Source organism: Turneriella parva DSM 21527 (genome assembly GCF_000266885.1).
Taxonomy (GTDB): domain Bacteria; phylum Spirochaetota; class Leptospiria; order Turneriellales; family Turneriellaceae; genus Turneriella; species Turneriella parva.
This window is the reverse complement of the sequence record NC_018020.1, coordinates 939,051-963,497: the sequence shown is the minus strand read 5'-3', so window position 1 is coordinate 963,497 and position 24,447 is coordinate 939,051. Positions and strand designations below refer to the sequence as shown.

General features: G+C 53.4%; 34 protein-coding genes. 24 read left to right on the top strand and 10 right to left on the bottom strand.

Annotation, left to right across the window (positions count from 1 at the left end):
* Positions 1-76: 76 nt before the first annotated feature.
* On the top strand, positions 77-706 hold the full coding sequence (locus TURPA_RS04580; RefSeq protein WP_157210396.1) for a hypothetical protein: 630 nt from the start codon (positions 77-79) through the stop codon (positions 704-706).
* Positions 707-821: 115 nt separating this feature from the next.
* Here TURPA_RS04580 and TURPA_RS04575 read toward each other — a convergent pair whose 3' ends face one another.
* Complete coding sequence (locus TURPA_RS04575; RefSeq protein WP_014802116.1) at positions 822-1,241, bottom strand: type II toxin-antitoxin system VapC family toxin; 420 nt, start codon at positions 1,239-1,241, stop codon at positions 822-824.
* Complete coding sequence (locus TURPA_RS04570; protein WP_014802115.1) at positions 1,238-1,477, bottom strand: AbrB/MazE/SpoVT family DNA-binding domain-containing protein; 240 nt, start codon at positions 1,475-1,477, stop codon at positions 1,238-1,240. Before TURPA_RS04570 ends, TURPA_RS04575 begins: the two co-directional genes overlap by 4 nt.
* 120 nt (positions 1,478-1,597) lie before the next feature.
* Here TURPA_RS04570 and TURPA_RS21410 point away from each other — a divergent pair, with 120 nt between their 5' ends.
* On the top strand, positions 1,598-2,218 hold the full coding sequence (locus TURPA_RS21410; RefSeq protein ID WP_014802114.1) for a TetR/AcrR family transcriptional regulator: 621 nt from the start codon (positions 1,598-1,600) through the stop codon (positions 2,216-2,218).
* Entirely contained in the window at positions 2,218-3,063 is an 846-nt protein-coding gene (locus tag TURPA_RS04560; protein WP_014802113.1) for a sterol desaturase family protein, read from the top strand. The genes TURPA_RS21410 and TURPA_RS04560 overlap by 1 nt, the downstream gene beginning before the upstream one ends.
* Positions 3,064-3,072: 9 nt before the next feature.
* Here the strand turns inward: TURPA_RS04560 and TURPA_RS04555 are convergent, their stop codons facing one another.
* Positions 3,073-4,338: a U32 family peptidase gene (locus TURPA_RS04555; protein ID WP_014802112.1), complete on the bottom strand. Its 1,266-nt coding sequence runs from the start codon at positions 4,336-4,338 to the stop codon at positions 3,073-3,075.
* Between the two features lie 139 nt (positions 4,339-4,477).
* Here TURPA_RS04555 and TURPA_RS04550 point away from each other — a divergent pair, with 139 nt between their 5' ends.
* A complete protein-coding gene (locus TURPA_RS04550; RefSeq protein ID WP_014802111.1) occupies positions 4,478-5,005 on the top strand; it encodes a hemerythrin domain-containing protein in 528 nt (175 codons plus the stop codon).
* 99 nt (positions 5,006-5,104) lie between these two features.
* A complete protein-coding gene (locus TURPA_RS04545; RefSeq protein ID WP_014802110.1) occupies positions 5,105-6,226 on the top strand; it encodes an SAM-dependent methyltransferase in 1,122 nt (373 codons plus the stop codon).
* Between the two features lie 11 nt (positions 6,227-6,237).
* On the opposite strand, the gene TURPA_RS04540 is transcribed toward TURPA_RS04545, so the two are convergent.
* Positions 6,238-7,017: a lysophospholipid acyltransferase family protein gene (locus TURPA_RS04540; protein WP_014802109.1), complete on the bottom strand. Its 780-nt coding sequence runs from the start codon at positions 7,015-7,017 to the stop codon at positions 6,238-6,240.
* Positions 7,018-7,183: 166 nt separating this feature from the next.
* On the opposite strand from TURPA_RS04540, the gene TURPA_RS04535 reads away from it, so the two are divergent.
* The 3 genes from TURPA_RS04535 to TURPA_RS04525 all read left to right on the top strand — a co-directional run bounded on the left by TURPA_RS04535 (position 7,184) and on the right by TURPA_RS04525 (position 9,968).
* On the top strand, positions 7,184-8,050 hold the full coding sequence (locus tag TURPA_RS04535; RefSeq protein ID WP_014802108.1) for a hypothetical protein: 867 nt from the start codon (positions 7,184-7,186) through the stop codon (positions 8,048-8,050).
* 77 nt (positions 8,051-8,127) lie between these two features.
* Positions 8,128-9,306: a hypothetical protein gene (locus TURPA_RS04530; protein WP_014802107.1), complete on the top strand. Its 1,179-nt coding sequence runs from the start codon at positions 8,128-8,130 to the stop codon at positions 9,304-9,306.
* A gap of 35 nt (positions 9,307-9,341) precedes the next feature.
* Positions 9,342-9,968 (top strand): hypothetical protein, encoded by a 627-nt coding sequence (locus TURPA_RS04525; protein ID WP_041948301.1) that lies wholly within the window; start codon positions 9,342-9,344, stop codon positions 9,966-9,968.
* A 4-nt stretch (positions 9,969-9,972) separates the two neighbouring features.
* On the opposite strand, the gene TURPA_RS04520 is transcribed toward TURPA_RS04525, so the two are convergent.
* Together TURPA_RS04520 and TURPA_RS04515 are read right to left on the bottom strand one after the other, a co-directional pair.
* A complete protein-coding gene (locus TURPA_RS04520; protein ID WP_014802105.1) occupies positions 9,973-12,003 on the bottom strand; it encodes a SpoIIE family protein phosphatase in 2,031 nt (676 codons plus the stop codon).
* A complete protein-coding gene (locus TURPA_RS04515) occupies positions 11,996-12,985 on the bottom strand; it encodes a phosphate/phosphite/phosphonate ABC transporter substrate-binding protein (protein WP_014802104.1) in 990 nt (329 codons plus the stop codon). The genes TURPA_RS04520 and TURPA_RS04515 overlap by 8 nt, the downstream gene beginning before the upstream one ends.
* Positions 12,986-13,140: 155 nt before the next feature.
* Here TURPA_RS04515 and TURPA_RS04510 point away from each other — a divergent pair, with 155 nt between their 5' ends.
* Positions 13,141-14,016 (top strand): alpha/beta fold hydrolase, encoded by an 876-nt coding sequence (locus TURPA_RS04510; RefSeq protein ID WP_014802103.1) that lies wholly within the window; start codon positions 13,141-13,143, stop codon positions 14,014-14,016.
* Here the strand turns inward: TURPA_RS04510 and TURPA_RS04505 are convergent.
* The 4 genes from TURPA_RS04505 to TURPA_RS04490 form a co-directional block, all read right to left on the bottom strand.
* Positions 14,006-15,133, bottom strand: coding sequence for a fatty acid desaturase family protein (locus TURPA_RS04505; protein WP_014802102.1), 1,128 nt, complete (start codon positions 15,131-15,133; stop codon positions 14,006-14,008). The two genes, TURPA_RS04510 and TURPA_RS04505, sit on opposite strands and share 11 nt — an antisense overlap.
* Before the next feature lie 73 nt (positions 15,134-15,206).
* A complete protein-coding gene (locus TURPA_RS04500; RefSeq protein ID WP_014802101.1) occupies positions 15,207-16,319 on the bottom strand; it encodes an FAD-binding oxidoreductase in 1,113 nt (370 codons plus the stop codon).
* A 155-nt stretch (positions 16,320-16,474) separates the two neighbouring features.
* Positions 16,475-17,377 (bottom strand): hypothetical protein, encoded by a 903-nt coding sequence (locus TURPA_RS04495; RefSeq protein WP_041948300.1) that lies wholly within the window; start codon positions 17,375-17,377, stop codon positions 16,475-16,477.
* Positions 17,378-17,560, bottom strand: coding sequence for a hypothetical protein (locus TURPA_RS04490; RefSeq protein WP_014802099.1), 183 nt, complete (start codon positions 17,558-17,560; stop codon positions 17,378-17,380).
* A 162-nt stretch (positions 17,561-17,722) separates the two neighbouring features.
* Between TURPA_RS04490 and TURPA_RS04485 the strand changes: the two genes are divergently transcribed.
* From TURPA_RS04485 to TURPA_RS04420, 15 genes are read left to right on the top strand one after another with little or no spacing between them, the layout of a single operon-like run.
* Positions 17,723-18,016 carry a BolA family protein gene (locus tag TURPA_RS04485; RefSeq protein WP_014802098.1) on the top strand — a complete coding sequence of 98 codons (294 nt, stop codon included), beginning with the start codon at positions 17,723-17,725 and terminating at the stop codon, positions 18,014-18,016.
* Positions 18,013-18,423, top strand: a complete 411-nt coding sequence (locus tag TURPA_RS04480; RefSeq protein ID WP_014802097.1) for an ArsR/SmtB family transcription factor — start codon at positions 18,013-18,015, stop codon at positions 18,421-18,423. Before TURPA_RS04485 ends, TURPA_RS04480 begins: the two co-directional genes overlap by 4 nt.
* Positions 18,424-18,434: 11 nt before the next feature.
* The gene (locus tag TURPA_RS04475) at positions 18,435-19,082 is read left to right on the top strand and encodes a dihydrofolate reductase family protein (RefSeq protein ID WP_014802096.1); all 648 of its coding nucleotides are present in this window, start codon (positions 18,435-18,437) and stop codon (positions 19,080-19,082) included.
* Between the two features lie 3 nt (positions 19,083-19,085).
* Positions 19,086-19,502 carry an SRPBCC family protein gene (locus TURPA_RS04470; RefSeq protein ID WP_014802095.1) on the top strand — a complete coding sequence of 139 codons (417 nt, stop codon included), beginning with the start codon at positions 19,086-19,088 and terminating at the stop codon, positions 19,500-19,502.
* Entirely contained in the window at positions 19,502-20,119 is a 618-nt protein-coding gene (locus tag TURPA_RS04465; protein WP_014802094.1) for a VOC family protein, read from the top strand. Before TURPA_RS04470 ends, TURPA_RS04465 begins: the two co-directional genes overlap by 1 nt.
* Before the next feature lie 15 nt (positions 20,120-20,134).
* Positions 20,135-20,617 (top strand): SRPBCC domain-containing protein, encoded by a 483-nt coding sequence (locus TURPA_RS04460; protein WP_014802093.1) that lies wholly within the window; start codon positions 20,135-20,137, stop codon positions 20,615-20,617.
* Positions 20,618-20,620: 3 nt separating this feature from the next.
* Complete coding sequence (locus tag TURPA_RS04455; RefSeq protein ID WP_014802092.1) at positions 20,621-21,097, top strand: SRPBCC family protein; 477 nt, start codon at positions 20,621-20,623, stop codon at positions 21,095-21,097.
* Between the two features lies 1 nt (position 21,098).
* Complete coding sequence (locus tag TURPA_RS04450) at positions 21,099-21,458, top strand: DUF1428 domain-containing protein (RefSeq protein WP_014802091.1); 360 nt, start codon at positions 21,099-21,101, stop codon at positions 21,456-21,458.
* A 13-nt stretch (positions 21,459-21,471) separates the two neighbouring features.
* Positions 21,472-21,876, top strand: coding sequence for a DoxX family protein (locus TURPA_RS04445; protein WP_014802090.1), 405 nt, complete (start codon positions 21,472-21,474; stop codon positions 21,874-21,876).
* Positions 21,873-21,986 carry a VOC family protein gene (locus TURPA_RS24305; protein ID WP_425358587.1) on the top strand — a complete coding sequence of 38 codons (114 nt, stop codon included), beginning with the start codon at positions 21,873-21,875 and terminating at the stop codon, positions 21,984-21,986. The genes TURPA_RS04445 and TURPA_RS24305 overlap by 4 nt, the downstream gene beginning before the upstream one ends.
* 25 nt (positions 21,987-22,011) lie before the next feature.
* Entirely contained in the window at positions 22,012-22,494 is a 483-nt protein-coding gene (locus TURPA_RS04440) for a GNAT family N-acetyltransferase (protein ID WP_014802089.1), read from the top strand.
* A gap of 1 nt (position 22,495) precedes the next feature.
* On the top strand, positions 22,496-22,783 hold the full coding sequence (locus TURPA_RS04435) for a YdeI/OmpD-associated family protein (RefSeq protein WP_041948299.1): 288 nt from the start codon (positions 22,496-22,498) through the stop codon (positions 22,781-22,783).
* Complete coding sequence (locus TURPA_RS21405; protein WP_014802088.1) at positions 22,780-23,511, top strand: DUF1801 domain-containing protein; 732 nt, start codon at positions 22,780-22,782, stop codon at positions 23,509-23,511. The genes TURPA_RS04435 and TURPA_RS21405 overlap by 4 nt, the downstream gene beginning before the upstream one ends.
* Positions 23,508-23,897 carry a DoxX family protein gene (locus TURPA_RS04425; protein ID WP_014802087.1) on the top strand — a complete coding sequence of 130 codons (390 nt, stop codon included), beginning with the start codon at positions 23,508-23,510 and terminating at the stop codon, positions 23,895-23,897. The genes TURPA_RS21405 and TURPA_RS04425 overlap by 4 nt, the downstream gene beginning before the upstream one ends.
* Positions 23,898-23,912: 15 nt before the next feature.
* Complete coding sequence (locus TURPA_RS04420) at positions 23,913-24,365, top strand: SRPBCC family protein (protein ID WP_014802086.1); 453 nt, start codon at positions 23,913-23,915, stop codon at positions 24,363-24,365.
* Positions 24,366-24,447 lie beyond the last annotated feature (82 nt).

Below are 24,447 nucleotides of genomic sequence, written 5' to 3'. Positions count from 1 at the left end.
TTCAGTCCAAGTGATCTATGAGCGTGGAGACGGCGCGTTTGCATCCAGGCCTGTTCTCGGGCCAGAGGAGATTGATGTGCCAGCAGGTGCATTGGTCGAGTTTGAAACGGACTGGAAACACGAGAAAAAAAAATGGGACGGCAAAACGCGTTATGGATCGCACTTGCGTAAAATCACCAACAAGGGCACTCACATGATTATCGCCTATTTGCGCACATCGCCAACTGCAGAATCACAGATTCGCGTTTTTCCGGGTACGAGCGAAAGCGTGAAGGGAGATCTGCTCGCGCTCGAAGCGGCGCCAGAACCACTCGCCGCTGCAGATTTGCAGTTTCGCTGCAATGTCGTAGTCGAACGCTCTGACAATATGCACAACGGCAAGGGCCGCCCGTCTGCTAGTCTCGGCAAAGAACAATTTTCGCTGCGTCTTGGCGAAATGATCATCTTTGATACCGATTGGCAGCACGAAAAGAAGAAGAGCGCCAAGGGAAAATACTACGGGCCACACTTGCGTCGTCTGACCGGCACTACGTCGGGGGCGCGCGTCAACGTGCGCACAATTTCACCATTGCCAGCCGAAATGGCAAAGCGCGTCGGCCTTGGAGTACGAAAGATTATCGATAAGAGCTTTCAGGGCACTGAGCTGCAGCCTGGTGTGCCGATGGAATTTCAGGCAGATTTGCTTTCTCTACGTTGCAGTAGGTAGTTTACCGGGTAGCCGAAAGATCGAATCGTAATCAGGGTTTCTCTAAAAAGTCCCAAACCGCCGCTGGTCAGGCGCTGCGCGCAAGCAGAAGCCGGCCTGAATAGGCCATGAGCTTCTAAGATTTCAAGTAGACGTGTTTGATCGAAAGGTGCTTAAGCTGGCCTGCAAAATCCCGGTCGAAAGTCATGACGGGTAGCTGGCTTTTTTTCGCGTAATGCGCAAGCACTGCGTCTCCGTAGTCTTTGACTTTGTCTGGCCAAAACGCAAACTCTTCGGTCTCGTCGGTATTCACTGCATAGTTGATTCCCGGTGAGCTGAAAAGGTCTCTGAGTAGCTGGCCAATTGTGGGCTTTGGTACGCGGTAGACCCGATCTAATACGTAAACCATCTCGACCTTAACGCTCTCAAGAATAAAAAACTGAACAGTTCCATTGGAGCATTGTTCAAAATAAGGCTGCATTATTGCCTGTTGTTGCGTATTACGATCGGTAACGTACGAGAGTATGCAATTCGTGTCGATCACGTAAGATTTCATTTGCCAAATTTGCTCTTGAGATAATTGTCACGAGCGGCGGCGATATCTGCATCGATATCACCCGGTCCCGTTTTGATGAAGCCGCGGTATTTCAAAATCGGTGATTCTGCTTTTTTGACGACAACCTTGCCACCCTCAACTACCCATTCGATTGCGCTGTTGATCTCCAGGTGCATGCGGTCTCGAATCCGTTTGGGAATCGTGACTTGGTATTTCGAGGTAATCTTGGACGTCATTGTCCTTACAGTATCAGTACGTGGTAAGGAATTGTCAATAAAAAGCATTTCTAAACAAGCATTGAGATTTGAATTATAAAAAGTGACTAGTCACTATGTATAGAGCCAATAAACCGCCCTATGCGGCAGACCCAAGCTGAGCGGCGCCAACAGACCCTGAAAAAACTACACGCTGCGACCGTTGCGTGCATTGTGAACAAGGGCTTCAGTCGCCTCACCACCACCGACATCGCCGAAGCTGCGGGCGTTTCGCAGGGCGCGCTCTTTCGCTATTACCCCAGCAAGACTGCTGCCGTCGCCGGCGCCACGCACTATCTGTTTGATAAAGTTATTCGCGATTTTAACTGCTTGCTGGGCGAGGCGTGCGAACCCGATCTCATGCGCATCGTCGACGACCTTGAAACCTGGTTTCGTTCGGCGGATTTCATAGCGGTCTCAAGACTTTTTGCCGAATCGTCGGCCGATGCCGATCTCAAAGAAGCAATTCAGCCGATCATCGAGCAGCATCGCCTTAACACGCATGCGCTGATCGGGCAGGCGTTTCCGGCAGAGTCGCAGGCGATGCTGCGCAGCGCGGCGCACGCAGTCATTTACCTGATGCAGGGAATTGCCACTGAAAAGCACCTGATCGCCGACGATTTCATCGAGCGCGAAATTATGCGGCTCGTGCGCACCTTCGTTGCGCTCATCGCTGCGCAAGGCAACGCAAACTTAAGCGATTCAATAACCGGGAGAAAATAATGGAACAGCTGATTCAATATATTGAAGAAGAACCGACGATTCTCGCGATACCTTTCTACATCATCACCATGGGCATCGAGAATCTCGTGCTGTGGAAACAGAAACGCGCATACGAAGTCGCCGACACAGCCGCAAGTCTCTCCGGTGGGCTCGGCAGTCTCGTCGTGCGATTTTTCTGGAACTTTGTTTTTATCTGGCTCTTGAAGCTCTGTTACGATGCCGGGCCGAAACACTTTGAGAGTACGCCGGTCTGGGCCGCGTGGATTGTGCTCGTTGTTCTCGACGACTTCGCGTTTTACTGGATGCACCGTCTGGCGCACGAGATCCGCTTTTTATGGGGCACGCATGTCGTGCACCATTCAAGCCAACGTTACCATTTGGCAACTGCGCTCAGGCAATCGTGGACAGCGCCGATCATTGAAACACCGTTTTGGTTACCCGTCGCCTTTGTGGGATTTCCCCCGCACTGGATTCTGATACAGATGTCGGTGAGTCTTCTTTACCAGTACTGGATTCACACCGAGACGATTCGCACCTTGGGCCCCCTGGAATATGTCATGAACACTCCCTCGCACCACCGCGTGCACCATGGCTCGAACCCAGAATACATCGACACGAACTACGGTGGCATCTTCATAATTTGGGACAGGCTCTTCAAGACATTCGTACCCGAGACGCTGCCGGTGCGCTATGGCCTGACCAAGAACCTTGCGACGCACAACTGGTTCAAGATTCAATTTCACGAATTCGCCGATATGTTTCGCGACGCGTGGCGCGCACCGAAGCTCAGGCAAAAGCTGCGCCAGCTTTTTGCGAGCCCGACGGCTTTGGCGAAATCAGAATAACTCGACCGATTATTTGGGCGCTGCAGCGGTCAAATAATCGGTCATCACTCGCGCGAGAAATGCATTTTCCGGTACGGCAAACGGCAGGTACATACCCACCTCGCCGATGCCACCGCTCAGCACAGTGTGTTCGCTGCCATTGCGCAGAATCTTACCCGCCGTTGCCAACTTGGATTCAAATTGTCCCGGAAAAAAAACTTCGAGTTCGTCACCTTCGGTGAGCCGGGTTTTCAGGTCAAACCATGCGATACCGTCGGCATCCTGGCGTTTGACGCAGCCGGCGTAGTGGTGTGACTGGTAGTGCGTGTTCCCTTCTTCGTTTTGGAAATCGCGCTCATCTTCAGGCACCCGATCTTCCATGCCCCGGGTCAGAAAACCCGAGAAATACTTGCGCGACGCCACCTTGTCGAGTTCGGTCAGTAACCGGCGGTCGAACGATTTGCCGTCACGAATATCGTCGAGCGCGCGCCGGTATGTGCGCGCAATCATTGCGGCGTAGTAGTCATTCTTCGTGCGGCCTTCGACCTTGATCGAATCGACGCCGATTTCCGTGAGTTCATCGAGAAATTCGATCGCGCGCAGGTCTTTTGAATTCATGAGAAAAGTGCCTTCGTCAGAGCTGATGAGCTCCATTTGCGCATCTTCTTTCTCGGGGTTCATGAGATAGACCTGGTACTGGTCGCGGCACGCGTTGTTGCACGCGCCCTGGTTGGCGTCGCGGTTCTTGAAGTAATTGCTCATGAAGCAACGCCCGCTGTGTGCAATGCAGATCGAACCGTGCACAAAGACCTCGATCTCCATGTCGGGGCAGCGCTGGCGGATTTCCCTCACTTCTGCGAGCGTGACCTCGCGCGAGAGTATCACGCGTTTGGCCCCGAACCTGTGCCAGAACTCGACCGCCGCGAAATTCATCACGTTTGCCTGTACCGAGATATGCACCGGCAGGTCGGGAAAATTATCGCGGGTGATCATGATGAGACCCGGATCAGCCATGATGAGCCCGTCAGGTTTGAGCTCCGCCATGGCCTTGAGGTAGCGCAGGTAGCCGGGCACCTTCGAGTTGCGCGGTATCGCATTGACGGTGAAGTAGATCTTCTTGCCGCGCGCGCGCACGAATTCGACCGCCTCGCCCAGGTTGTGCAGGCGAAACTCGTTTTCCCGCGCGCGCAATGAGTAGCGGGGTACGCCGCAATAGACTGCATCGGCACCGTACTCAATGGCAACCCGAAGCTTGTGCGGGCTACCGGCAGGCATGAGGAGTTCAGGTATTTTCATTTGGGCGATGCCATGCCAGCGCAAACCGCGGGCATGCAGAGACTGGCCGTCAACCTAATTAAAGATATAACGCTCCATAAGTCGAGAATTGTTTGACAGGCTGATCGCTCCGCTCTATTCGTCGGCTACTGAGGTGTTCATGAAAACAGCTGACCCCAATTTCATCGGCAACGCGATTCCCGAGTACAGTAACGTGCAGGTGATGAGCTACCTGATCGCGACGCACCACGAATTCACCCGCAACATTATGGAAGAGATCGACGACCTTATTGTGCTCGCTCAGAAAGAAGTACAAGAGCCGCCTGAAGAGCTCGCCGAGCTCGCGGCGCTCTGGAAAAAATACCACCGCGACATGGTGATGCACCTGCACGACGAAGAGCAGATTCTGTTTCCCTGGATTCGCGAGCTCGATCACTCGGGCAAGAACCGCGACGAAGTCGCGCGCACCTACACCGGGCCGATTAAGCACATGCTCGAAGAGCACCAGCACCACGAAGAAGAGATTGAGCGTGTGAAAAAACTCGCTGACCAGCTTTCAAAAAAGGGCGGATTTATTCCCGTGCTCGCAAGGCTTTCTTACAAACTGCGCCAACTGACGAATGACCTCGAAGAGCACATGCAAATCGAGAGCGAGTTGCTTTTTCCCAGAATTCTCAAAGGCAACTAAGAAATTTAACAGCGTTAAATAACTGACGCCAGCGTCAGTTATTGCGAACGTTTGTTCAATTGAGTGTTGCCAGCAGGTCTCGCGTACAGTCTATCATTTATGAGAATAGCAGATTTCGTTCGCGTAAAGAAGAACTCTTTAACCCGGCGCTACCAACAGAAAACAGTACCCATCACGCGCGTTGTCGAAGACTACATCGCGGGTGATATAGACCTTACCGTCGACACATTTGCAAAGCTTTTGAAGCACAAGCATGAAATATTTGATTTCAGGTTTGTATCTTCACACTACAGCTTCTTGCTGACGAAATTTCTCCCGCAGGTAATTATTCATTCTAAAGCGCAAGACACGCGCATCGCGCAAGACCACTACGATATTGGCAACGATTTCTTCTCTTGGTTTCTCGGCAAACCCATGGTCTACACCAGTGGTATTTACAAGACGGGCAGAGAAACGCTTGAGCAGGCGCAGCAGAACAAGATTGACCTGATCGCCGAGAAGATTCTCCTTCAAAAAGGCGACAAAATGCTCGATATCGGTTGTGGTTGGGGCACGTTGCTCTATAACTCCGCTAAAAAATACGGCGCGCAGGTTACCGGCGTCACGATTGCAGAACAGGGTTACCAGTATATCAGCGAGCAGATCGTGAAACAGAAGCTTCAGGGCAAAGTTAACGTTTTGAAAATCGACTACCGTGACATACCGAGACAGAAGTTCGATAAAATTACCTGCGTTGAAATGGCCGAACACGTGGGCGTGAAAAACTTCAACAAGTTCATGAAGCAGATTTATAACCTGCTCGACGACGACGGTATCTATTACCAGCAGGTAGCAGGCCTCAAAGCGGGCCTCTGGAACATGGAGAGCCTCGTCTGGGGTCTATTCATGAATAAATACATCTTTCCGGGGGCAGATGCGAGCATGCCGCTGAAGTGGTACGTCGCTAAACTCGAAAAGGCGCGTTTCGAAGTGCGCAGCGTCGAGACGATTGGCATTCACTATTCCCGCACACTCAACCAGTGGCATGAAAACTGGCTGAGCAACGAAGACAAGATTCTCGGCGCGTATAGCCCCTACTGGTTCAGATTGTGGGATGCATTTCTCGCCTGGTCGACCAACATCGCCGAAGAGGGCCATGCGACCTGTTATCAGATTGTTGCGCATAAGAACCGACCAAAGTTCAATCGCAAACGGTTTATCGGAAAGAAGACTTTCGCTTAAGCGAAAGTCTTTTAAGCCCAGCGCGAGAAATTCTGTGAGATGAAATCCACCACTTTCTGGTGGGTTTCTTTTTCTCTTTTATCTACGTCGATTGCTTCACCAAACGCAATATGAATGCGCCGCTGGCGCTTCAACGGGCCGAACCCTTTGAGAATGCGGCCATTGCTCCAGAAGTCGGTTTTGAGTGCGACCGGCAGAACCTTGACCCCCGCGCGTTTGGCGAGTTTGGTGCCGAGCGAGTTGAAATTCTCAGGCACGAATGATTTTTGTCTCGTGCCTTCGGGAAACAAAATCACAGACAGGCCGCCTTTCAGGCGCTTCTCGCCTTCGCGCAGCACAATCTCCATATCTTCGCGTGCATTTTCGCGGCCGACGACGATCGGGTTACGCGACTTCATGATCTTGCCAAAGAAGACGCCGCGCATGAGTTTCTCTTTCACGACGAACGTCGTCGGCTTAATCGGCGTCACGATGCAGGGCAAGACGAATGTTTCGAGTGCGCTCATGTGGTTGGCGATGATGACCAGTGGCCCTTCGGCTTTGCGCAGGTTATCTATCCCGCTGATTTCGAAACGCCCGCCCACGGCCTCAATGGCACGCATGACATCGAGCGAGGTTTCGGCCCAGTTGTCATTACCATAACGATTCTCTTCTATCAGTTTGCGTGATTTAAAAACCGTGCCGACGAAGCGTGCGTAGAGCCACCAGCGCGAGCGCAGCAGCGCATAGTCTTGCCAGTCGGTGCGCTGGTCGGCAGGGGTGGCATAGGTGTCACCCTGAAAAAGGTTCATGTAAATTAGATGCCGGTTTTACCCGGCGGGTTGCAATATTAATCCTGTTGCTGAACGAGTGTTCACTACTATGTTTGGCAACTGAATGATGCAATGCTAAAATTTTTGGCGCTCTTATGGTCTGGTGCCGCATATATGTGTATCAAAATGTGAAGAGGATTCTTCGATGAAAAAAGTTCTGATCTTTCTGGCCACTCTCGGCTTTACCGGGGCGGCTTTCGGAGCGACGACCACGATCTACGTTCACGGTTTTCATTTCTCGGTACAAAAGACCGAAACGGCAAAGACCTGCCAGGGCAAATCGACCTGCACCAGCTACTGGGGTGTTCAGGATAATTCGACCCCAGTCGTGCACACCGGCTACGACGGCCGCTTTAACCCGACAGTTGCCGGCGCAGAACGCGGTTCAACACGCCTCTTGGCAAACCTGAATGCGCATTGCCGCCGCGACCGCGGCCAGTCGTGCCGCATCGTCAACCATTCAATGGGCGGATTAACCACCGGTTTCGTTTTGGCGAACTATAACAGGTCAAATATCTACAACGTGCTCTACGTCACTTCGCTCGTTTCAGCCGAAGGCGGTTCTGAGCTGGCGAACATCGGCAACCCGGTGCTGCAAACACTCAACGTGATCACTCTCGGCCTGTCGAATTTCTTTCTGAACTTTCCCGACGCGGTGAATGTGCTGAAGACCAGCGCAGCGCGCGCGTCTTATGACCACAACCTCACCAACGGCACGCCTTTCTATCATCTCGCAGGCAACACCCCAGAGTGGTATATCAACTGGATTTTCCCCGGCAGCCACGATACGGTGCTCGCGATGCATTCGACCTGCAGCTATCGCAACGTTGTCAGCTTCTCGCGCTGCGGCGGTGAAAGCGTCACCACCGGTATTTGGCCGTTTCGCAGCACCAAGTATTATTCTGCGCATTCGAACCATTACCAGCACCCGCGCCACAGTGCAGCTGGCGTCGCGATTAAGCACCTCGACTACCCGAACCGCTCAGATATAGCGCGCGCAGCGCCGAACTGATTGCCTTGGGGGATGTCTAAAAAGTCGCGAGCCGCTCCTGAGCGGCGACTTATTAGACATTCCCGTGGCTATTTCTCATGATCCATCGTAAAAATATCTTTATCATTGCAGGTGCTGCGGTAGCGCTGCTGCTTCTGGTCTTTTGGCTGTTCGGCAGCCGCAGTAGTGAGAGTTCTGCGAGCAGTGAAGCGGCGCGGCGAAAGCGCATCAGCGGCTTCGACGACCCGACGCAAGAGCTGGCTGAACTGGCAAAAAAATCTGATGTACCGTTTGCCAAGGTGCTCATGGATTTTCGCGAATGGGCGCAGTACCCTCCCGATTCGAGGCCCCTGACTGCTGGCGATGTCGATCAGGTGCGGCATGAAATTATTGAACTACCCATGCAGCCCATGCCGATCATTGAAGACGGCAAACCACAAGAGCCCGTGCACTCGTGCGTTCTGCAGGCTGAAGCGCATACGGTTTACGAAGACCAGACGCACGAGACGCAGCTGAGATGCCAGAATCTCAAAACGGGAAAGTTTGTGTTGCCCGATATCAAGGCCACCAAACTCACGCGCACCGCAGCGAGTGTTATTTTTCCCACACCGCCGCCCGATGTTGTCAAAAACGATGCGAAGTCTCCCATTTCAGTTTCATTCTTTTTCAAACCACGGCAAAGCGATTGGGGCGATATGGAGCTCACTGTTGACTTTGCGTTGCCCGAAGAGAAGACGTCTTATATCCACCAATTAAAAACGCATTTCTTTTCGTCGCCGCAGGCCCCGGCAAAATTCACCGGCAAGTTTCATGAACGGCTTGAGAATGGTTCACTCATTGTTTCAGCCGAAGTGCAGGTGCGCCTTTCGGGTTCTTACCGCATCGAGGCAAATTTGATGGCCGATAATCCCGAGCCGCTGGCGCATGCGCGCACCGACGTGAAGCTTGGTGGTGGCACGCAATGGGTCGATCTGCTGTTCTTCGGCAAAATTCTGCGTGACCGGCGTATACCCGGCCCCTACGTTCTGACCGGGCTTCGCGGGCAGCAGATGAATCTGCCGATCAGCCCCGATGACCTGAATTTACCGCCCGAGCAGGTCGAGCGCATTCTGGCAAACACTCAGCAGACCGAACCGATTAAACGGGGTATTCTGCCGTTTCTCGGCGAATACCGTACTGAAAAGTACCAGCTGAGCCAATTCTCTGACGCCGAATACGATTCTGAATTCAAGAGCGAGCGCATCGCAGAGCTAGAAAAGCTCGCCAACACTCCATGAGAGTGGGGAGCGCTATTCTGCTCACCAGTCTTACCATGGCTGTCTTTCAAGAGACGCCAGCGCAAATCGACGGCTCGGGCACTGAGATACCTGCCGCGACGCGGCTCAGAGATTATCTGCTGCGCAGCCGGTATCCCGAAACGAACCGGCTGCTCAAGAGCGACGATCCTTCGCTTTTTGAAACGCCTCTTTTAGCGGGCGATGCTTCGGCCGCCGCAACTATTACGGCGTTCGCCGGTGAAAAGTTACACCATGGTTCGCTCAGAATATTCTTTCGCGTCAGCGTGCGGCAACCTGGTTTTTACAGCTTTCGCACGCAGCTGATGGCAGAGACCGGCAGGCCACTCGTCGAGGCGCTGCTGCACCAAAGTCTTGGCGCCGGCGAACACCAACTGTACTTTTTCGTCTATGGCAAAGCGTTGCGAGATGCCGGCGCAAGCGGGTCTTTCGTTTTGCCCGGCATTGTGGGTGAAAAGCTGCCAGAAGACGGTATCACCGGTGCCGCGCAGCAGGGCGCGCTTTCGGCGCTGCGCTTAACTTACAAGACGCAGCCTTATCGATCAGCGGTTTTTACCGACAAAGAATGGACCTCGCCTGAAAAGCAAGCGACGATCAGGCGCCTGCAACGAGAGATTCGGCAAGAAAACATGCAGAAACGCTAATGCGTTAACCGAGAGATATGCGCACGAGCGACAGGTCGTCGGTGCGCGCTCCGGCCTTGTCGATTTCGGCACGAATTTTATTGAGATCGCCGCGCGCCGCCTCGACAATCTTCACGAACCTTTCGTCATCTGACTCGATGCTGCCGGCGATTTCGAGGTCGTCTTTGCCGTCAGAGCCTGCGAACAGCATGTCGCCCGGTTTCATGTGCACGTAGTGAACGCGCGCCGTTTTGTTGCCGGTCGTTGAGCCGAGTTTTGGCGTCCGCTGTGCATCTTCGACAAATCTGGCGCGGCCTTTGCGAAACAATACCAATCGCGGATGTTCTGCATTAATGTAATATGTCTCGCCACGGGCAGTATTGGTCAGCCCGAGAATCGCAGACATGTTCATCGAGCCTTTGAATAGCGTGAAAATATGGTCGAGCTCGCGGTAAACGCTTCGCAGCCACGTTTCGGGTTTCACTGAAGCAGATTCAGATTTGTATCTGGCCAGAATTGACTGTAGTGTTACCCCGCAAATCAACGCGCCGGCTGCACCCTGGCTCGATTTGCCCATTGCATCGCCATTAAAGAAAAACAGCCACTTGGTTTTTGTGCCCTTGAAGAGCAGCGGAGCAAACAGTGTATAGTCGCCGCCAATCTCGCCCGATTGCCCTTTAAAGTTGAACTTCTTTTTTTGCTCCATGTAGAATGAGGCCTGTAGCTTGCCGATTTTCAACTCTGAAGCGGTCAACGGGTTCAGCAGCAGCGACATCAGCAGATAGTCACCTTGCTGCATCTCTTCAAGTTGTGTGACGTGGTTGAGCGCGACGCCCAGGTCTTGTGTTCGCTCTGAGATGATTGTCTCGAGATTTTCATTGGTGTCGCGTATGTATTGAATGCGCCGTTCGAGTTCGGCAGCCATTTCGTTAAACCCCCGCGCCACGCGCCCGAGCTCGTCGTCAGAGACGCCGTCGACGCGAGTCTTTAGATCTCCGGCACTAAAGCGCGTCATGGCTTCTGACACGGCCGAAGCATACCCCGCAATGCGGTAGCCAATCTTGAATGAGAGCAAGACACCGAGAAAAATAACAAGCAATATCAGGGCGAATGCGCCCCAGAAAAGTGTATAGAGTAAGAACCGAGGGTACGAAGGTTTAAGGGCGACCGCGATACCCGCATTCTGTACATCAGCGGCGGTTGGGGTGGCGATGGGCACGAAGCGAAAATCCATCGTGTCAGATTGTTCGCTGCCATTGCGGTCTTTGAAGGTCACACGGCGTGAAATCGAATAGGTGCGGTTCGTTGCCGCATAGTTTGTATCGGTGATTTTTTCGAGGTCACCTGCGTACGAAGCTGCCACGAGCTTGCCACCTGCGCCGATAAAGATACCCGACTGCGTCAGGTCTGAAAGTGTGCGCGCAAATTGATGGTCGAGTACATACCCGGCGGTGATGGCCCCGATGCGGTCGTCGTCGAAGTAAACCGGCACGGTATTTTGCAGCACGACCTGGTCTTTTTCGAGGGCGAGCGCGGCCGTTGTCTCACCTTTTTTAAGCGCGTTCTCAATCGCGGGTACCTTGCTCTCGTCTTCGCCGAATTCCGAAGGTTTGTGGCTGCGCACGACAACGACACCCTTACGGTCATAAATTGTGATGCGGTTTAAAGACACACTCGATTGTACCTGCCGGCAGACACGCAGAATCGGGCCGACGTTTATCGTGTCAGCCAGCAGCTCTTTCTTTATATACATATTCTCAGAAAGAATGCGCGCATAGACAAGTGTCGTCCGTTCGTAAAAATTGTACGCGTTTTTTGTCGACACCATTTTCTGCACGAGTGTCGCTTCGATCTGGTTGCTGATCTGAAAGAACAGCAGCAAGAATATCATCGAGAGAACAAACAGCATCGGCAAAACTGCCGTGAGAATAATGAAATTGATCTTTGACGCGACCGAATATTTTTCGATGCGGCGTTTTATCCATCCCGGTACGCTGACTCGTTCGTCGAGAAGCTGCAATAACCGAATCGCCAGCGATGGTTTTGGCTCACTCATTCGGTGCCTCGGCCGGCTTGCGGTAATTGCCCACAGCGCGGCCCGTCTGCCGCACGATATCGTAAATGCGCGGCGAGTGCACGACATAACCCGAATAGGGAAAGCCAATCTGGTTATTCAGAATTTTCTCGCCCGCCTTGCTGAGACTGTCTGCTTTGAGCGACACCAGAATTTTTCGCAGGTTTGCCGCTGTGGGGGCGCGCTTGCGTTTGCTCACCACAATTGCATCGTATGGAATCGGGTCGGTCTTCAATATCACGCGCACTCCCGGAGGGTTCTGCGGATAGTTTTCCTGAATATAGCCGTCCCATGTGGCGCCTGCATCCACCTTACCGCCGACGACTGCTTCGACCACGTTCGGGTGTGAACCGAGAAAATATATCTTCGAGAAATGCCGGTAGGGGTCAATACCCTTGTTCAAAAACAGCGCCAGCGGATATTTATAGCCAGAAGAAGAACCCGTTTCGACAAAAGCAAACGATCTGTTCTTCAGCGCAGCAAGGTCGGCAAATTCTTCGCGCGCCAGAATGATTCCCCGGTAATAATTTTTGCCGCCGAGCTGTGCCGACGCCACATAGTCAGAGTCTTTGTCGATGCGTTCATCAAGTGCATCGGCGTACGCTCCCGGTGAAAACGACGCGATCTGCACAATGCCGCGCCTCAGGTCGGTCACGAGCTCGCGGTACTCTTGCACAATGATGAGACGCACTCGTGACTTCAGTTTGTCTGAAAGGTATGCCGCCAGCGGCTGATACGCGACGCGCATTTTTGCGGGGTCTCCCCACGGCGTGACACCGAAGTTGATCGCCTTGGAATCGGCGGTCGTTGGTTCGTCGTTGCGCGCCGACAGATCGAGATCGCCATAGACCTCGTCTTTTTTGCCGGCTGCTATTTCTGAAACGTCAGTGTGCCCCTCACCACGGCAACATAGCGCCAGAAGACAAAATAAGAAGGGGGATCTCAGAACGCGCGACAATCTCATACCCTTAGCTCAACCGCTTACCCAAAACGTACTAAAAAAACAACCAAAATGGACGCGGGCTTACTCAACCTCTAAAAATGAACAAGGCGTCATGTTCTTGACCGTGCAAGAACCTCTTTAATCTCTGAATTCACATACGCATTGAAGGGGCAAACATGAAATCAGAATATATCTCGGTTCCCGTATCTTACGGAAAAATCAGCATGCAGGTCGCCGGCCCTGAGTCTCAGAAGGCGATCCTCTTCATTCATGGCTGGCCTGATTCGCACGATACCTGGTCACACCAGATGGAACATTTTTCGAAAAAGTACCGTGTCGGCGCGATCGACCTGCCCGGAGTCGGCAATTCGGATGCGCCCCCGCAGCGCAAAGGCTACCACATCGATAACATTCTGCCGGTGATCGCCGCAGCAATCAGGGCGCTCAAGTCGCCCGAGGTTCATCTGGTCGCACACGACTGGGGCGCAATCATCAGCTGGGTTTTCGCTTCGCGTCCAGAATACGCGAGACTCATTACCTCGTACACTGCGGTGAGTGGCCCGCACCCGGCGCTCGCGCGCGAGAATCTGTTCGCCAAGTTCAAGTCGCTGAACCCCGGCAAAATTATCGAAGGCGTGCAGCAGGCTGCGAAGTCGTGGTACATCTACCTTTTTCAGATGCCGCAGGTGCCCGATTTTATCTTCAACAACTTCGGCCGCCTTGTGTGGCCGCGCGCGCTGATGCAGGGCGGCGTGCCGCCCGAAGACCCGATGCTCGAGGCTTCGCAAGACGACATTTCCCGTAATGTGGTGAATCCTCTGAATCTTTATCGCGAGCTTCTGCAGGGCGAATGGATTGAGATGCCGACGAGGATTGATACCCGTCTTCAGGTCATTATACCCAACCACGACCTGGCAATCACTCCCGAGATCTATTCGAACGTCACTGACGTGGCGCCGCAGGCACAGCTGCACTACGTCGACGCCAACCACTGGGTGCAGCGTTCGCACCCGGTGTTGGTGAATGAGTTGATAGAAAAATTTATCCGGTGAGTGCGTCGCCCTGAGCTGGTCGAAGGGCGCTTTGCGCAATTGTTAGAGAATTCTTACCAAACAAACTATCGGGCAGTGAATACCTGAAGATACGCTTCAGCACTTCGCCGTACTGTTTCACAAAGCTGCCGGTGTTGTAGTGCTGGCCATATTTTTCGCAGATGGCGCGCACTTTGGGGGCCATCTCTGCGTAGCGCCACGCGGGAATATCGGGAAACAGGTGGTGTTCGATCTGGTGGCTGAGGTTGCCGGTCAAGATGTGAAACCACCAGTCACCCGTGAGATTTGATGAACCCTTAAGCTGGCGCAGGTACCACGCGCCGCGGCTCTCGTCGATCACTTCTTCTTGCTTAAACGTCTCGGCGTCGCTGGTGAAATGGCCGCAGAAGATGATTGCATGCGCCCAGACATTGCGCATCAGGTTAGCCGCAACGTTGCCGGTCAGAACCGGTATGGCATTCAGGCCTGCAGTCGCAGGAAAATACAAATAGTCCTTCGCGGCCTGTGCAAATATCTTCTTTAATACAGGCACGAGTTCTTCAAGCGTCAGCTCTTTTTCGCCATCTTTGATGCGGTCGGTCTCGAGGTCGTGCAGAGCGACACCGTATTCGAACAGCAGCGAAAGTGCGGTATTGGAGATCGGCTGCAACAGGTGATGGGGTTTCCAAGGTTCGTCGTCGGTGAGGCGCAGAATGCCGTAGCCCAGGTCACGGTCTTTGCCGACGATGTTCGTGTATGTGTGGTGCAGATAGTTGTGCGAATGGCGCCAGCCGTCTGAGTGTGAGGCGGTGTCCCATTCATAGGTTTGCGAGTGGGTTTCAGGGTCGTTCATGAAGTCATATTGGCCGTGCATGATGTTATGCCCGATTTCCATATTCTCGAGAATTTTCGCGATACCGAGCGACCATGTGCCTTTGAGCCACGCCGCAGGGTTTTGCCCCTCGGCCTTTAGAAGTTCACGGCCAAGCAGTTCATAGTCACGGCACAGCTGAATAATGTCGCGAATATACTTCGCGTCTTCTTCGCCGACTTTTGCGAGCGTCTCGGCGCGCACCGCGTCGAGCTCTGCCCCGAATGATTCGATTTCTTCTTTGCTCAGTTTTCGGTTCGTTTTCATTGTTTTCTCCTGTTTTGTCCCCCACCGCCCTTACGGGCACCTCCCCCGCATGCGGGGGAGGTTGGGAGGGGGACTAGATATCCATCTCTACTTTTCCCACTGCCTGGCTCACACAGAGTTGAATATCTTCTTCACCCTGCGTGACTTTTCCCGTTAGTATATTCTTTACGGCACCGGATTTTTTATGCGCCTTGCACTCGTGGCAGATGCCGCGGCGGCAACCGTGTTTGGGCTTGAGCCCGGCAGATTCTGCTGCGACGAGCAGGTTGTCTGTTGTGACAAGTTCGGCTGCCGAGCGCAGAAAATTGACGACCGATGCCTCGGCGGTTTGCTGCGGCAGCGTGTAGAATTCACTGTGTACAGATGCGAACTTCTTTGCGGCAAAACCATCTTGCAGGTTTTGCACAAAATCGCCGGGGCCGCAGAGGTAGATTGCGGTCTTTGCCTGCGACAGCTCTGAACCGAGTAGTGGTGCGAGAGTTTCGAAATTTAGCCGGCGCTTTTCGCTGCCATCTGCTTCACTGAAAAAGAAAATCGGATAAAAATTCGCATGGGTCTCGGCCAGGTGTTCGAGCTCAGCACGAAAGATGACAGACTCAGCCGAGCGCGCCGCATGGTAAAAGTATATATCCTCCTTATTGCCGGCACTCAGAAGTTCGCGCGCCATTGCGTAAACGGGAGTGATGCCGCTGCCGGCAGAGCAGAAGATATAGCCTGAAGCCTCTTGGTCTGCAATAACAAAATCACCCTTGGGCACAGAAATTTCGAGGCGCGTGCCGACGAATGCGTGGTCGTGCAGGTAGTTTGAAACGAGGCCCGCATGTTGGCGCTTGACGGTGATGCGCAAAGGTTCGCTTGCAAAGCCGCCGTTGACAGACTGCGCAGGCGCCCCAGTCAGGGAGTATTGCCGCACGTGGCGTACGCCACGAATTTCGACGGCGACATCGATGTGCTGGCCTGCACGAAACGCGGGGTAGCCAGAGGGCGGCATGAGGCTCAGCGAAATCGTGTCGGCGGTTTCTGCCGCGCGGTGTGTGACGAGCGCGACCGGGCGGTACATCGATTGCGCAACGCCCGTGTAGCGCAGGCCGCCGGGGCTAAAGAGGCCCGTACGCGCAAAGCCGGGCAGAAAGCTTTCGAAGAGCTTAAAAGTATCCATCAGCGAGGTCTGAGCAGTTTGGTTCATTTATCCCCCATTTCAAAACCAAGTTAACAGTGTTAGATATAATGTAAACAATTGTTTATTCTTTCTTGGGTTGTTCGGTTGCCTATGGATTTCTATATCAGGGGTGGTTTCGCCCATCTAGGGCTGACCTGGCGCTCTTTCAGAATTGAATGATGTTATTGGTACACGCAGCGAAAGCCAAATTGGGCGCTGGTGTAACTGGCGTTCTGGCCGAAATCGAGGTGGTAGATACCCGCCTGTGCGTTGTTGCTGTAGTGGCCACCGCGCGCTGCATAGCCATTGGAGCCGTCAGTTGCCGGCCAGTAGAGGCCGATGCCGTTCGCAGAATTCAAAGCAGTTGTGTTGCTCTTGAAGGTATTTGCAGGCATTGAAGTTGTTACCGTCTGCGTGTTGAGCTCGACATAGCCACCCGCGCCAGAGCCCGCCCGATCAGAGGTGAGCTGCCAGTCGATAAATTCTTTCGCGTTGCCCGAAAAATCCCATATGGTCTGACCGTTCGCCAGCACGTGCGTGCGCCGCTGGTCGTTGAAGACAGTGCAACTTTGCCCGGTACCATTGCAGGCGTCATCATCTGAGCTGGCAGCGAGTGTCGCCCCGGGTGTCCCGTCTGTATGGCCGCGGTTGATCGCGCCTGAGTTTACCGTGCCGGTCGACCAGTTTGTCGCTGTTGCTTCGATGCTTCGCGCAATCGTCATCCACTCGGCATTGGTGATTAGGTGGTATTGACCGCCCATCGTTGCACAGGCTGTTTTCGCATCGGTTTGCGTGATGCTGACCCAGGGCAGGCCAGCCGCAGCTGAGATCGGTGCTCCCGAACATGTGCCGTTGCACTTCATTTCATACTTTGAAACACAGAAGTTCGCGGTCGTGCCCACGGCGTTGTTGAAAGGCACAGGAATAAAATTCGCGGGGCAATTGGCATTGCTCACGATTGTAATCAGCGAAGCCTGGCTCGTGCCTGCGGTGTCGCTGACCGTCACGACTGCCGAGCCAATCGCACTCGGGGCGGTATAGACAGAGCCCGACACCGAGCCGCCGCCGGTGAAAACCTTAAACAACTAAGGGGGATTTCCCCCTGTCACCGAAAATTGCAGCGTCTGCGATTCTACGACCGTGGCGTTTACTGGTGAGAGCCGCAGCGGGCCCTTTATCGACGTGGCCGCAAGCAATTCGTCGGTCGATGTGTTCTGGCAGCGAGTCAGCACAAAAAGCAGCAGGCAGTGCGTTGCAAGCGTTCTCATTGCGACATCCGTTCGGTGCGAGCGTCACTCAGCCAGCCACGGCGGTAAATCATAATTTTCACGAGTGGGCTCTGTATGCCGTTGAGTGCTTTTGGTTTTCACTTGACGGTTTGTGCCCATCGCCTTAATTCACCTAAAGGTTAATTAACTAATAGGTTAATAATGGAAAAGGCAGAAAACACCTCATTCAACCGCCAGGTTCGCCTCGAGAAGCTGCTGCGCGCTGCTTTTCCTGCGGCAGCCTTTCAATTGTTTGATGACTCGCGTGAACATGCCGGCCATGCGCATGGCCAAAGCGGCGAAACGCATTACCGTCTGCGCATCGTCGACGACAGTTTTCGCGGTGAGTCGCGCGTGCAGAGCGAGCGTCGAATTTTCAAGGCGATCAAACCCGAATTCGACGCCGGCCTGCATTCGTTTGTGATAGAAGAGGTTTCTGCGAGGCCACCCACATGACAACAACGACCTCAGGCGGCGATCATTTGAGCCTCACGTTCGCGGCGCTCGCAGACCCGACACGGCGTGCGATGCTCACGCGGCTCGGGCAGGGGCCTGCAACGGTGACAGAGCTCGCGAAACCCTTTTCGATCAGCGGGCCGGCGATCACGAAGCATCTTAAGGTGCTTGAAAAAGCCGGGCTCATCACCCGCGAAAAAGAGGCGCAGTGGCGCCGCTGCCGCATCGAAGCGCAGCGGCTCAGAGAGGCGAATGAATTTATCGAGAAGTACCGCAAGTTTTGGGAAGACAGTTTTGACCGCCTTGAAGTTTATTTGCAGAAGCTGCAGGCAAAGGACGCACAGCCTGCGATAAAGGCGAGCGCTGAACCCGGTGTCACGGGCGGCACTGAAGGTGAAGGTATTTAGGGGGAGCTACAATGGGTAAGGTTAAGGTTGCAGCATTTGCGGTTTCTCTCGATGGTTTCGGAGCTGGCGTGAACCAGGGCCTGGAAAATCCCCTGGGTGAACGTGGCCCGGAATTACACAATTGGTTTTTTCCCACGCGTACTTTCCAGTCAATGCATGCCGGTTCAGACCAGGGAACAACAGGTATAGATAATTCGTTCGCTGAAAAATCTTTTGAAAACGTCGGCGCATGGATTCTCGGACGAAACATGTTTGGACCGATTCGCGGCTCATGGCTCAATGACGACTGGAAAGGCTGGTGGGGTGAAAATCCTCCATATCATGTGCCGATCTTTGTGCTGACACACCACAAGCGCGAGCCGCTGCGTATGGCTGGCAATAATACGTTCTACTTTGTAACCGATGGCATTGAGTCAGCGCTTCAACAGGCCAAAGCTGCTGCGGGCAATAAAGATGTGCGCATCGGTGGCGGCGTTTCTACAGTCAGGCAATATCTGCAGACAGGCGCCATTGATGAAATGCACCTGGCATTTTCGCCGGTGCTTTTGGGCAGGGGTGAGAGCCTGCTGCAGGGGCTTGATCTGCCGGCTTTGGGTTTTTCGAAAGTTGAGTATACCATGGGCGAAGGTGCGCTACACCTGCTCGCAAAGAAGGAGTAAAGAATGGACAAAACAATAATCACCATTGAGGTGCAGGTCGCTGCCCCGGTGCAAAAAGTTTGGGATTACTATAATAAGCCGCAGCACATCACGCAATGGAATTTTGCGCACGAATCGTGGCAATGCCCGAGCGCTGAAAATGACCTGCGCGCCGGCGGTAAGTTGAAATCACGCATGGAGGCCAAAGACGGCAGTTTTGGTTTTGATTTTGAGGCGACGTACGATGAAGTTATCGACCATAAACGCATCGTCTATACCATCGCCGACGGCCGTAAGGTCGAAACCGATTTCGCCGAGGTCGGGGGCAAAACCCGCATTGTCACCGTTTTTGAGGCTGAGTCAGAAAATCCCGTCGAGATGCAGAAGGGCGGCTGGCAGGCGATTCTGGACAATTTCAAAAAATACACGGAGGCAAACTGATGGCAACGAAAAAGGCAAAGAAAAAGCCTGCAAAAAAAGTGGCGGCACCTAAATCTAAAAGCGGCGCCACAGGGCTCAAGTATGTTGGAGCGAAACCTCACCAGATTACACCGTTTTTGATGTTCAACGCGAACCCCGAAGAAGCAGCCAGATTTTACGCTAAGATTTTCAAGAATTCAAAGATACTCAGCGCGAACCCGATGCAGGCAGACTTTGTGCTCAATGGCCAACGGTTCTTCTCGTACAACGGCGGCGATCATCCGAATTTCAAGTTTAACTGGGGTGTGTCGTTCATGATCAGCGTGGAAACGCAAAAGGAAGTCGATTACTACTGGAATGCGCTCACGGCCGACGGCGGTGAAGAGAGCATGTGTGGTTGGGTGAAAGATAAGTTTGGCCTCTCATGGCAGGTAACGCCGAATATTTTGCTCAAACTTATCTCACATAAAGATAAGGCAATTGCTGACCGCGCGCAGCAGGCCATGTTGAAGATGAGAAAAATTGATATCGCTGCGTTGAAAGCAGCGGTTAACCTCACCCCCCAACCCCCTCTCCGAAGACGGAGACCCGAAACGGGTCACCTTAAGGAGAGGGGGAGCGCTTCGGCGCGGGGGTGAGGCAAACGGGAAAGTATGGAAAACATTAACTATCGCGAACTTCTTAATCGCGAAATTGTGCTGACGCGCGTCATTGCGGCCGAGAAGAAAATGGTCTTTGAGGCTTTCTCAACAGCCGAAGCACTCGGCGAATGGTTCGGCCCCGCTGGGTTCACTACTACCACGTTCGAATTCGACTTCAAGGTCGGTGGCCGCTGGCGTTTTGAATTTAAAGGGCCCGATGGCACCATTTATGGCAACCGCATTGAATATGCTGAAATATCACCATTCGACCACATTGCCTTTCACCACGGCTCTGACGTCGATGACGACCCCGGTCGGTTCTTCGTCACCATTACGCTCGATGAGCAGCAAAACAAGAAGACCGTAGTCTCGCTGCGGCAGTTGCACCCAACGGCCGAGCGGCGCGCTGCGGTGATTGGTTTCGGCGCGGTCGAATTCGGCATGCAGACACTCGACAAACTGGCGGCATTTGTTGCGAAGAAATCAAAGGATTGAATCATGGAAAAGAATTTCGAACTAAAATTAGAACGCGTACTCGATGCACCGAGAAACCTCGTCTGGCGCTGCTGGACCGAACCCAAGCACCTCATGCCCTGGTTTTGCCCCGCACCCTGGAAAGTGGTTGATTGCCGTATCGACCTGCGGCCGGGCGGCGAATTTTTCAATGTGATGCAATCGCCAGAGGGTGAAAAATTCCCCAACGACGGAGTGTTTCTCGAAATCGTGCCCGAATCGCGTTTGGTTTGGACCAATGCCTTCAGGACCGGCTGGTATCCGAATCCCGGGGCAAATCCCATGCTGACGACAATCGTGCTCGAGTTTGAAGATTCGGGTAATGGCAAGACCAATTACCGCGGCATAGCGAGGCACTGGACACCTGAGGCGACTGAGCAGCACGAGAAGATGGGCTTCTATGACGGCTGGGCGGTGGCAGCAGACCAGCTCGTGGCCTATACCAAGACGATGGGGGGATGACATGAGCTACATTGACGGATTCGTTATTCCAGTGCCGTTGGCGAAGAAAGATGCCTACTTCGAAATGGCCAGGATGGCTAAGGCACTCTATCTAGAATGCGGTGCACTGCGTGTGGTCGAGGCATGGAACGATGACTTGCAGAAAGGCAAGATCAACGACTTTCGCACGGCCGTGATTGCCGAAGCAGACGAGGGTGTTGTTTTTTCCTGGATTGAATGGCCCGACAAGGCTACCCGCGATGCAGGTAACCAGAAAATCATGAATGACCCGCGTATGGCCCCGGCCGGGGGACTGCCGTTCAGCGGTGCCCGCCTGATTTTCGGGGGCTTTTCCGTTTTTTCAGATACTGATAATACATAGGAGAGAAACACCAATGAACATAACACCGACAAGAAGAGCTTTTTGGGCCGGCTGGATAATGAGCGGCCTCGCGATTGCATTCCTCACCTTTGACGGCGTACTCAAATTCTTTCTCGACAAGATGCCACCCGAAGCGCTGGCCGATTCGGCGAAGCTCGCGTACCCGATGAACATCATGCCGGGCATTGGCGCGACGCTACTGGTCTGTGTTCTGCTCTATGCGGTACCGCGCACCGCGATTCTCGGGGCGATTCTTCTCACGGGGTATCTCGGCGGGGCGGTTTCAGCGCACGTGCGCATCATGAATCCATGGCCAAGCCACATACTTTTCCCGGTCTATTTCGGTATTCTCATCTGGCTGGGGCTCTATTTGCGCATGCCGGAATTCCGCAATTTTCTCCCATTGAGAAAACCATGAGACTCAACACTGTCGAGATGGCGATCGCTGACATGCCGTGGGGCGATTATTGGGGATGCTTCAGGGATAAGTTCGGCATCGGCTGGATGATTAATATTCCGAGTAATTGATTCCGCTGCCGGACGACCAATTTCCATGAGTAATGCGCCGGCCACAAACTTAACCTTTGCCGTCCGCCGACTGGGGCGTGGCGATGTCGGTGCATTCCGCGAGCTCAACCGGCTCTTTGCCGAGGCCTTCGACGATGCCGTCCACTACCAGCAGGCGCCGCCATCAGATGCTTATCTGCAGGCACTGCTGGCCAAACCGCATGTCATTGCCCTCGTTACTCTAGTCGAAGGAAAAATGGCCGGTGGTCTCGTCGCCTACGTGCTCGATAAATTTGAAAAGGAGCGCAGCGAAGTGTATATTTACGATCTCGCGGTGCTTGAGCAATTCAGGCGCCGCGGCATTGCGCGGTCGCTTATTGTTGAACTCAAGAAAATCGCCGCTGATATTGGTGCATGGGTAATATATGTTCAAGCCGACAAAAACGCAGAAGATTTTCCGGCGCGGCAGCTTTATGAATCAATGGGTGAGCGAGAAGATGTTTTTCATTACGATATCGCTATAGATTAACGTGTCAAAACTGGAAAACGCAGAAAGCCTCTACTTCGCCAATCGGCAGGCGCTCAGAACATGGTTCGTTGAGAACCATGTCGAAGAATGCCTTTGCTTTGGTTTTATCGACAGCGCGCCGCGCAAGATTTCTGATGCCCGAAAATGGTTTTTGCAGAGACTGGGCTCAGCGAAAACCACTGCGACGCGAGAGAAGCGTATGGAGTTTCTGATGAAATTACTGGATATCGAGATCAAGCCTGCCAAGTTACGCCTTGCCTTTACGAAGGGAATTTTACCCGACCGATGAAAAAAGTCTGTGCCAACGGCCACTCCTTTGAAAAATCGAGCGACTGCCCGGTTTGTCCAGTTTGTGAGAGGGCGAAAAAACGCAATGATGATTTTCCCAAATTGGGTTCACCGGCGCAGCGCGCCCTCGCCAACGCAGGCATCGCGACACTGCGCGATCTGGCCCGCTGGCGCGAGCCGGATCTAATGGCGTTACACGGCATGGGGCCTAAGGCGATGCTCGCCCTCAAAGTTGTTATGAGAAAGCATAGACTGGCATTCAATACAAACCCCAAAAATCTGAAACCAGGCATAACGAAGAGCAACTCGCGCCGAGAGAAGCCAGTTGGAGCAGCTACGGTAAACGCATATCTTGCAACTTTGCCGCGCCCCATGCGCGATGTTCTAAGAGCGATGCGTGCCACGATTCGCGGGGCAGCGCCCAAAGCTGAAGAGAAAATCAGCTACGGCATACCCACTTACAAACTGAATGGTCCGCTTATCCACTGGGCAGCCTTCAAAAGCCACGCCTCGCTGATCGGGATTGATAAAGGGCTACTGAAGCATTTTGCATCTGAACTCAAACCGTTCAAGGCAGCCGGCTCGACCATTCGCTTCACTGCTGAAAAGCCACTGCCGGTGGCATTGGTTAAACGAATCGTGGAGTATAGGGTGGCGCAAAACTTACGACAGACAAAGCTTCGTGAAACCATGAAATCCTCAAACAAAATAAACGGAGAAAACAAATGAACAAAGAAAAAATCAGGTTGATAGCGTATTGGGTGTTTACTGTGCCGCTCGCCGGCAACTATGCGATGGCAGGTGTCATGTACCTGCAGCAGGGCCCGCAGGTTGTCGAAGGCGCACAGAAAGCAGGATATCCCCTTTTCTTTTTCTCGCTGCTCGGTGTGTGGAAACTGATCGCCGCGGTCGTTCTGGTGATACCGCGTACGCCGCTATTCAAAGAATGGGCCTACGCTGGCATCTTGATAAACCTGACCGGTGCAGCGTTTTCAAACTACATGGTCAACTTTGGCACTGAACATGTCGTATTTCCGCTGGCCTTTCTGGTTGTCGCTGCGTTGTCATGGCACTTTCGGCCAGCAAGCCGTCGGTTTGCAGGGCCTCTGATCTGAATTAGATTACAGAAAATGGTCACCGCCGATTCTGAACTCGTTATCGAACGTGTCTTTGATGCTCCCCGAGAGCTCGTTTTCAGGGTTTGGACGACGACCGAAGGTATGCTTGAGTGGTGGGGCCCGACGTTCTGCCCCGCCAAACAGGTCAACATGGACATTCGGCCCGGTGGGGCCTGGCGTTGCTGCCTCGATTCAGAGGTTTATGGCGGCGACCTGTGGCAGCATGGAGTCTTTCGCCAGGTTAAACCTTACGAACTTCTCGAGTTTACTTTCGTGTGGGAAGCCGAAGGCGACATGGGTGTTGAAAACGTTGTCACGATTCGTTTCTTTGACGAGGGCGGCAAGACACGCATGCATTTTCGCCAGGCGCCATTCACTGCAGTTTCGCAGCGCGATGCCAATAACGGCGGCTGGTCGAATATGTTTAACCGGCTCGAAGATTATCTGAAAAGAGTGCGGCCATGAAATGGAACCTGAAAGCCGCCATCCGATACCAATTCGCGGAAAATGCTTTACAGGCTTACATTGTAAGCCGTTTCGCTCTTGT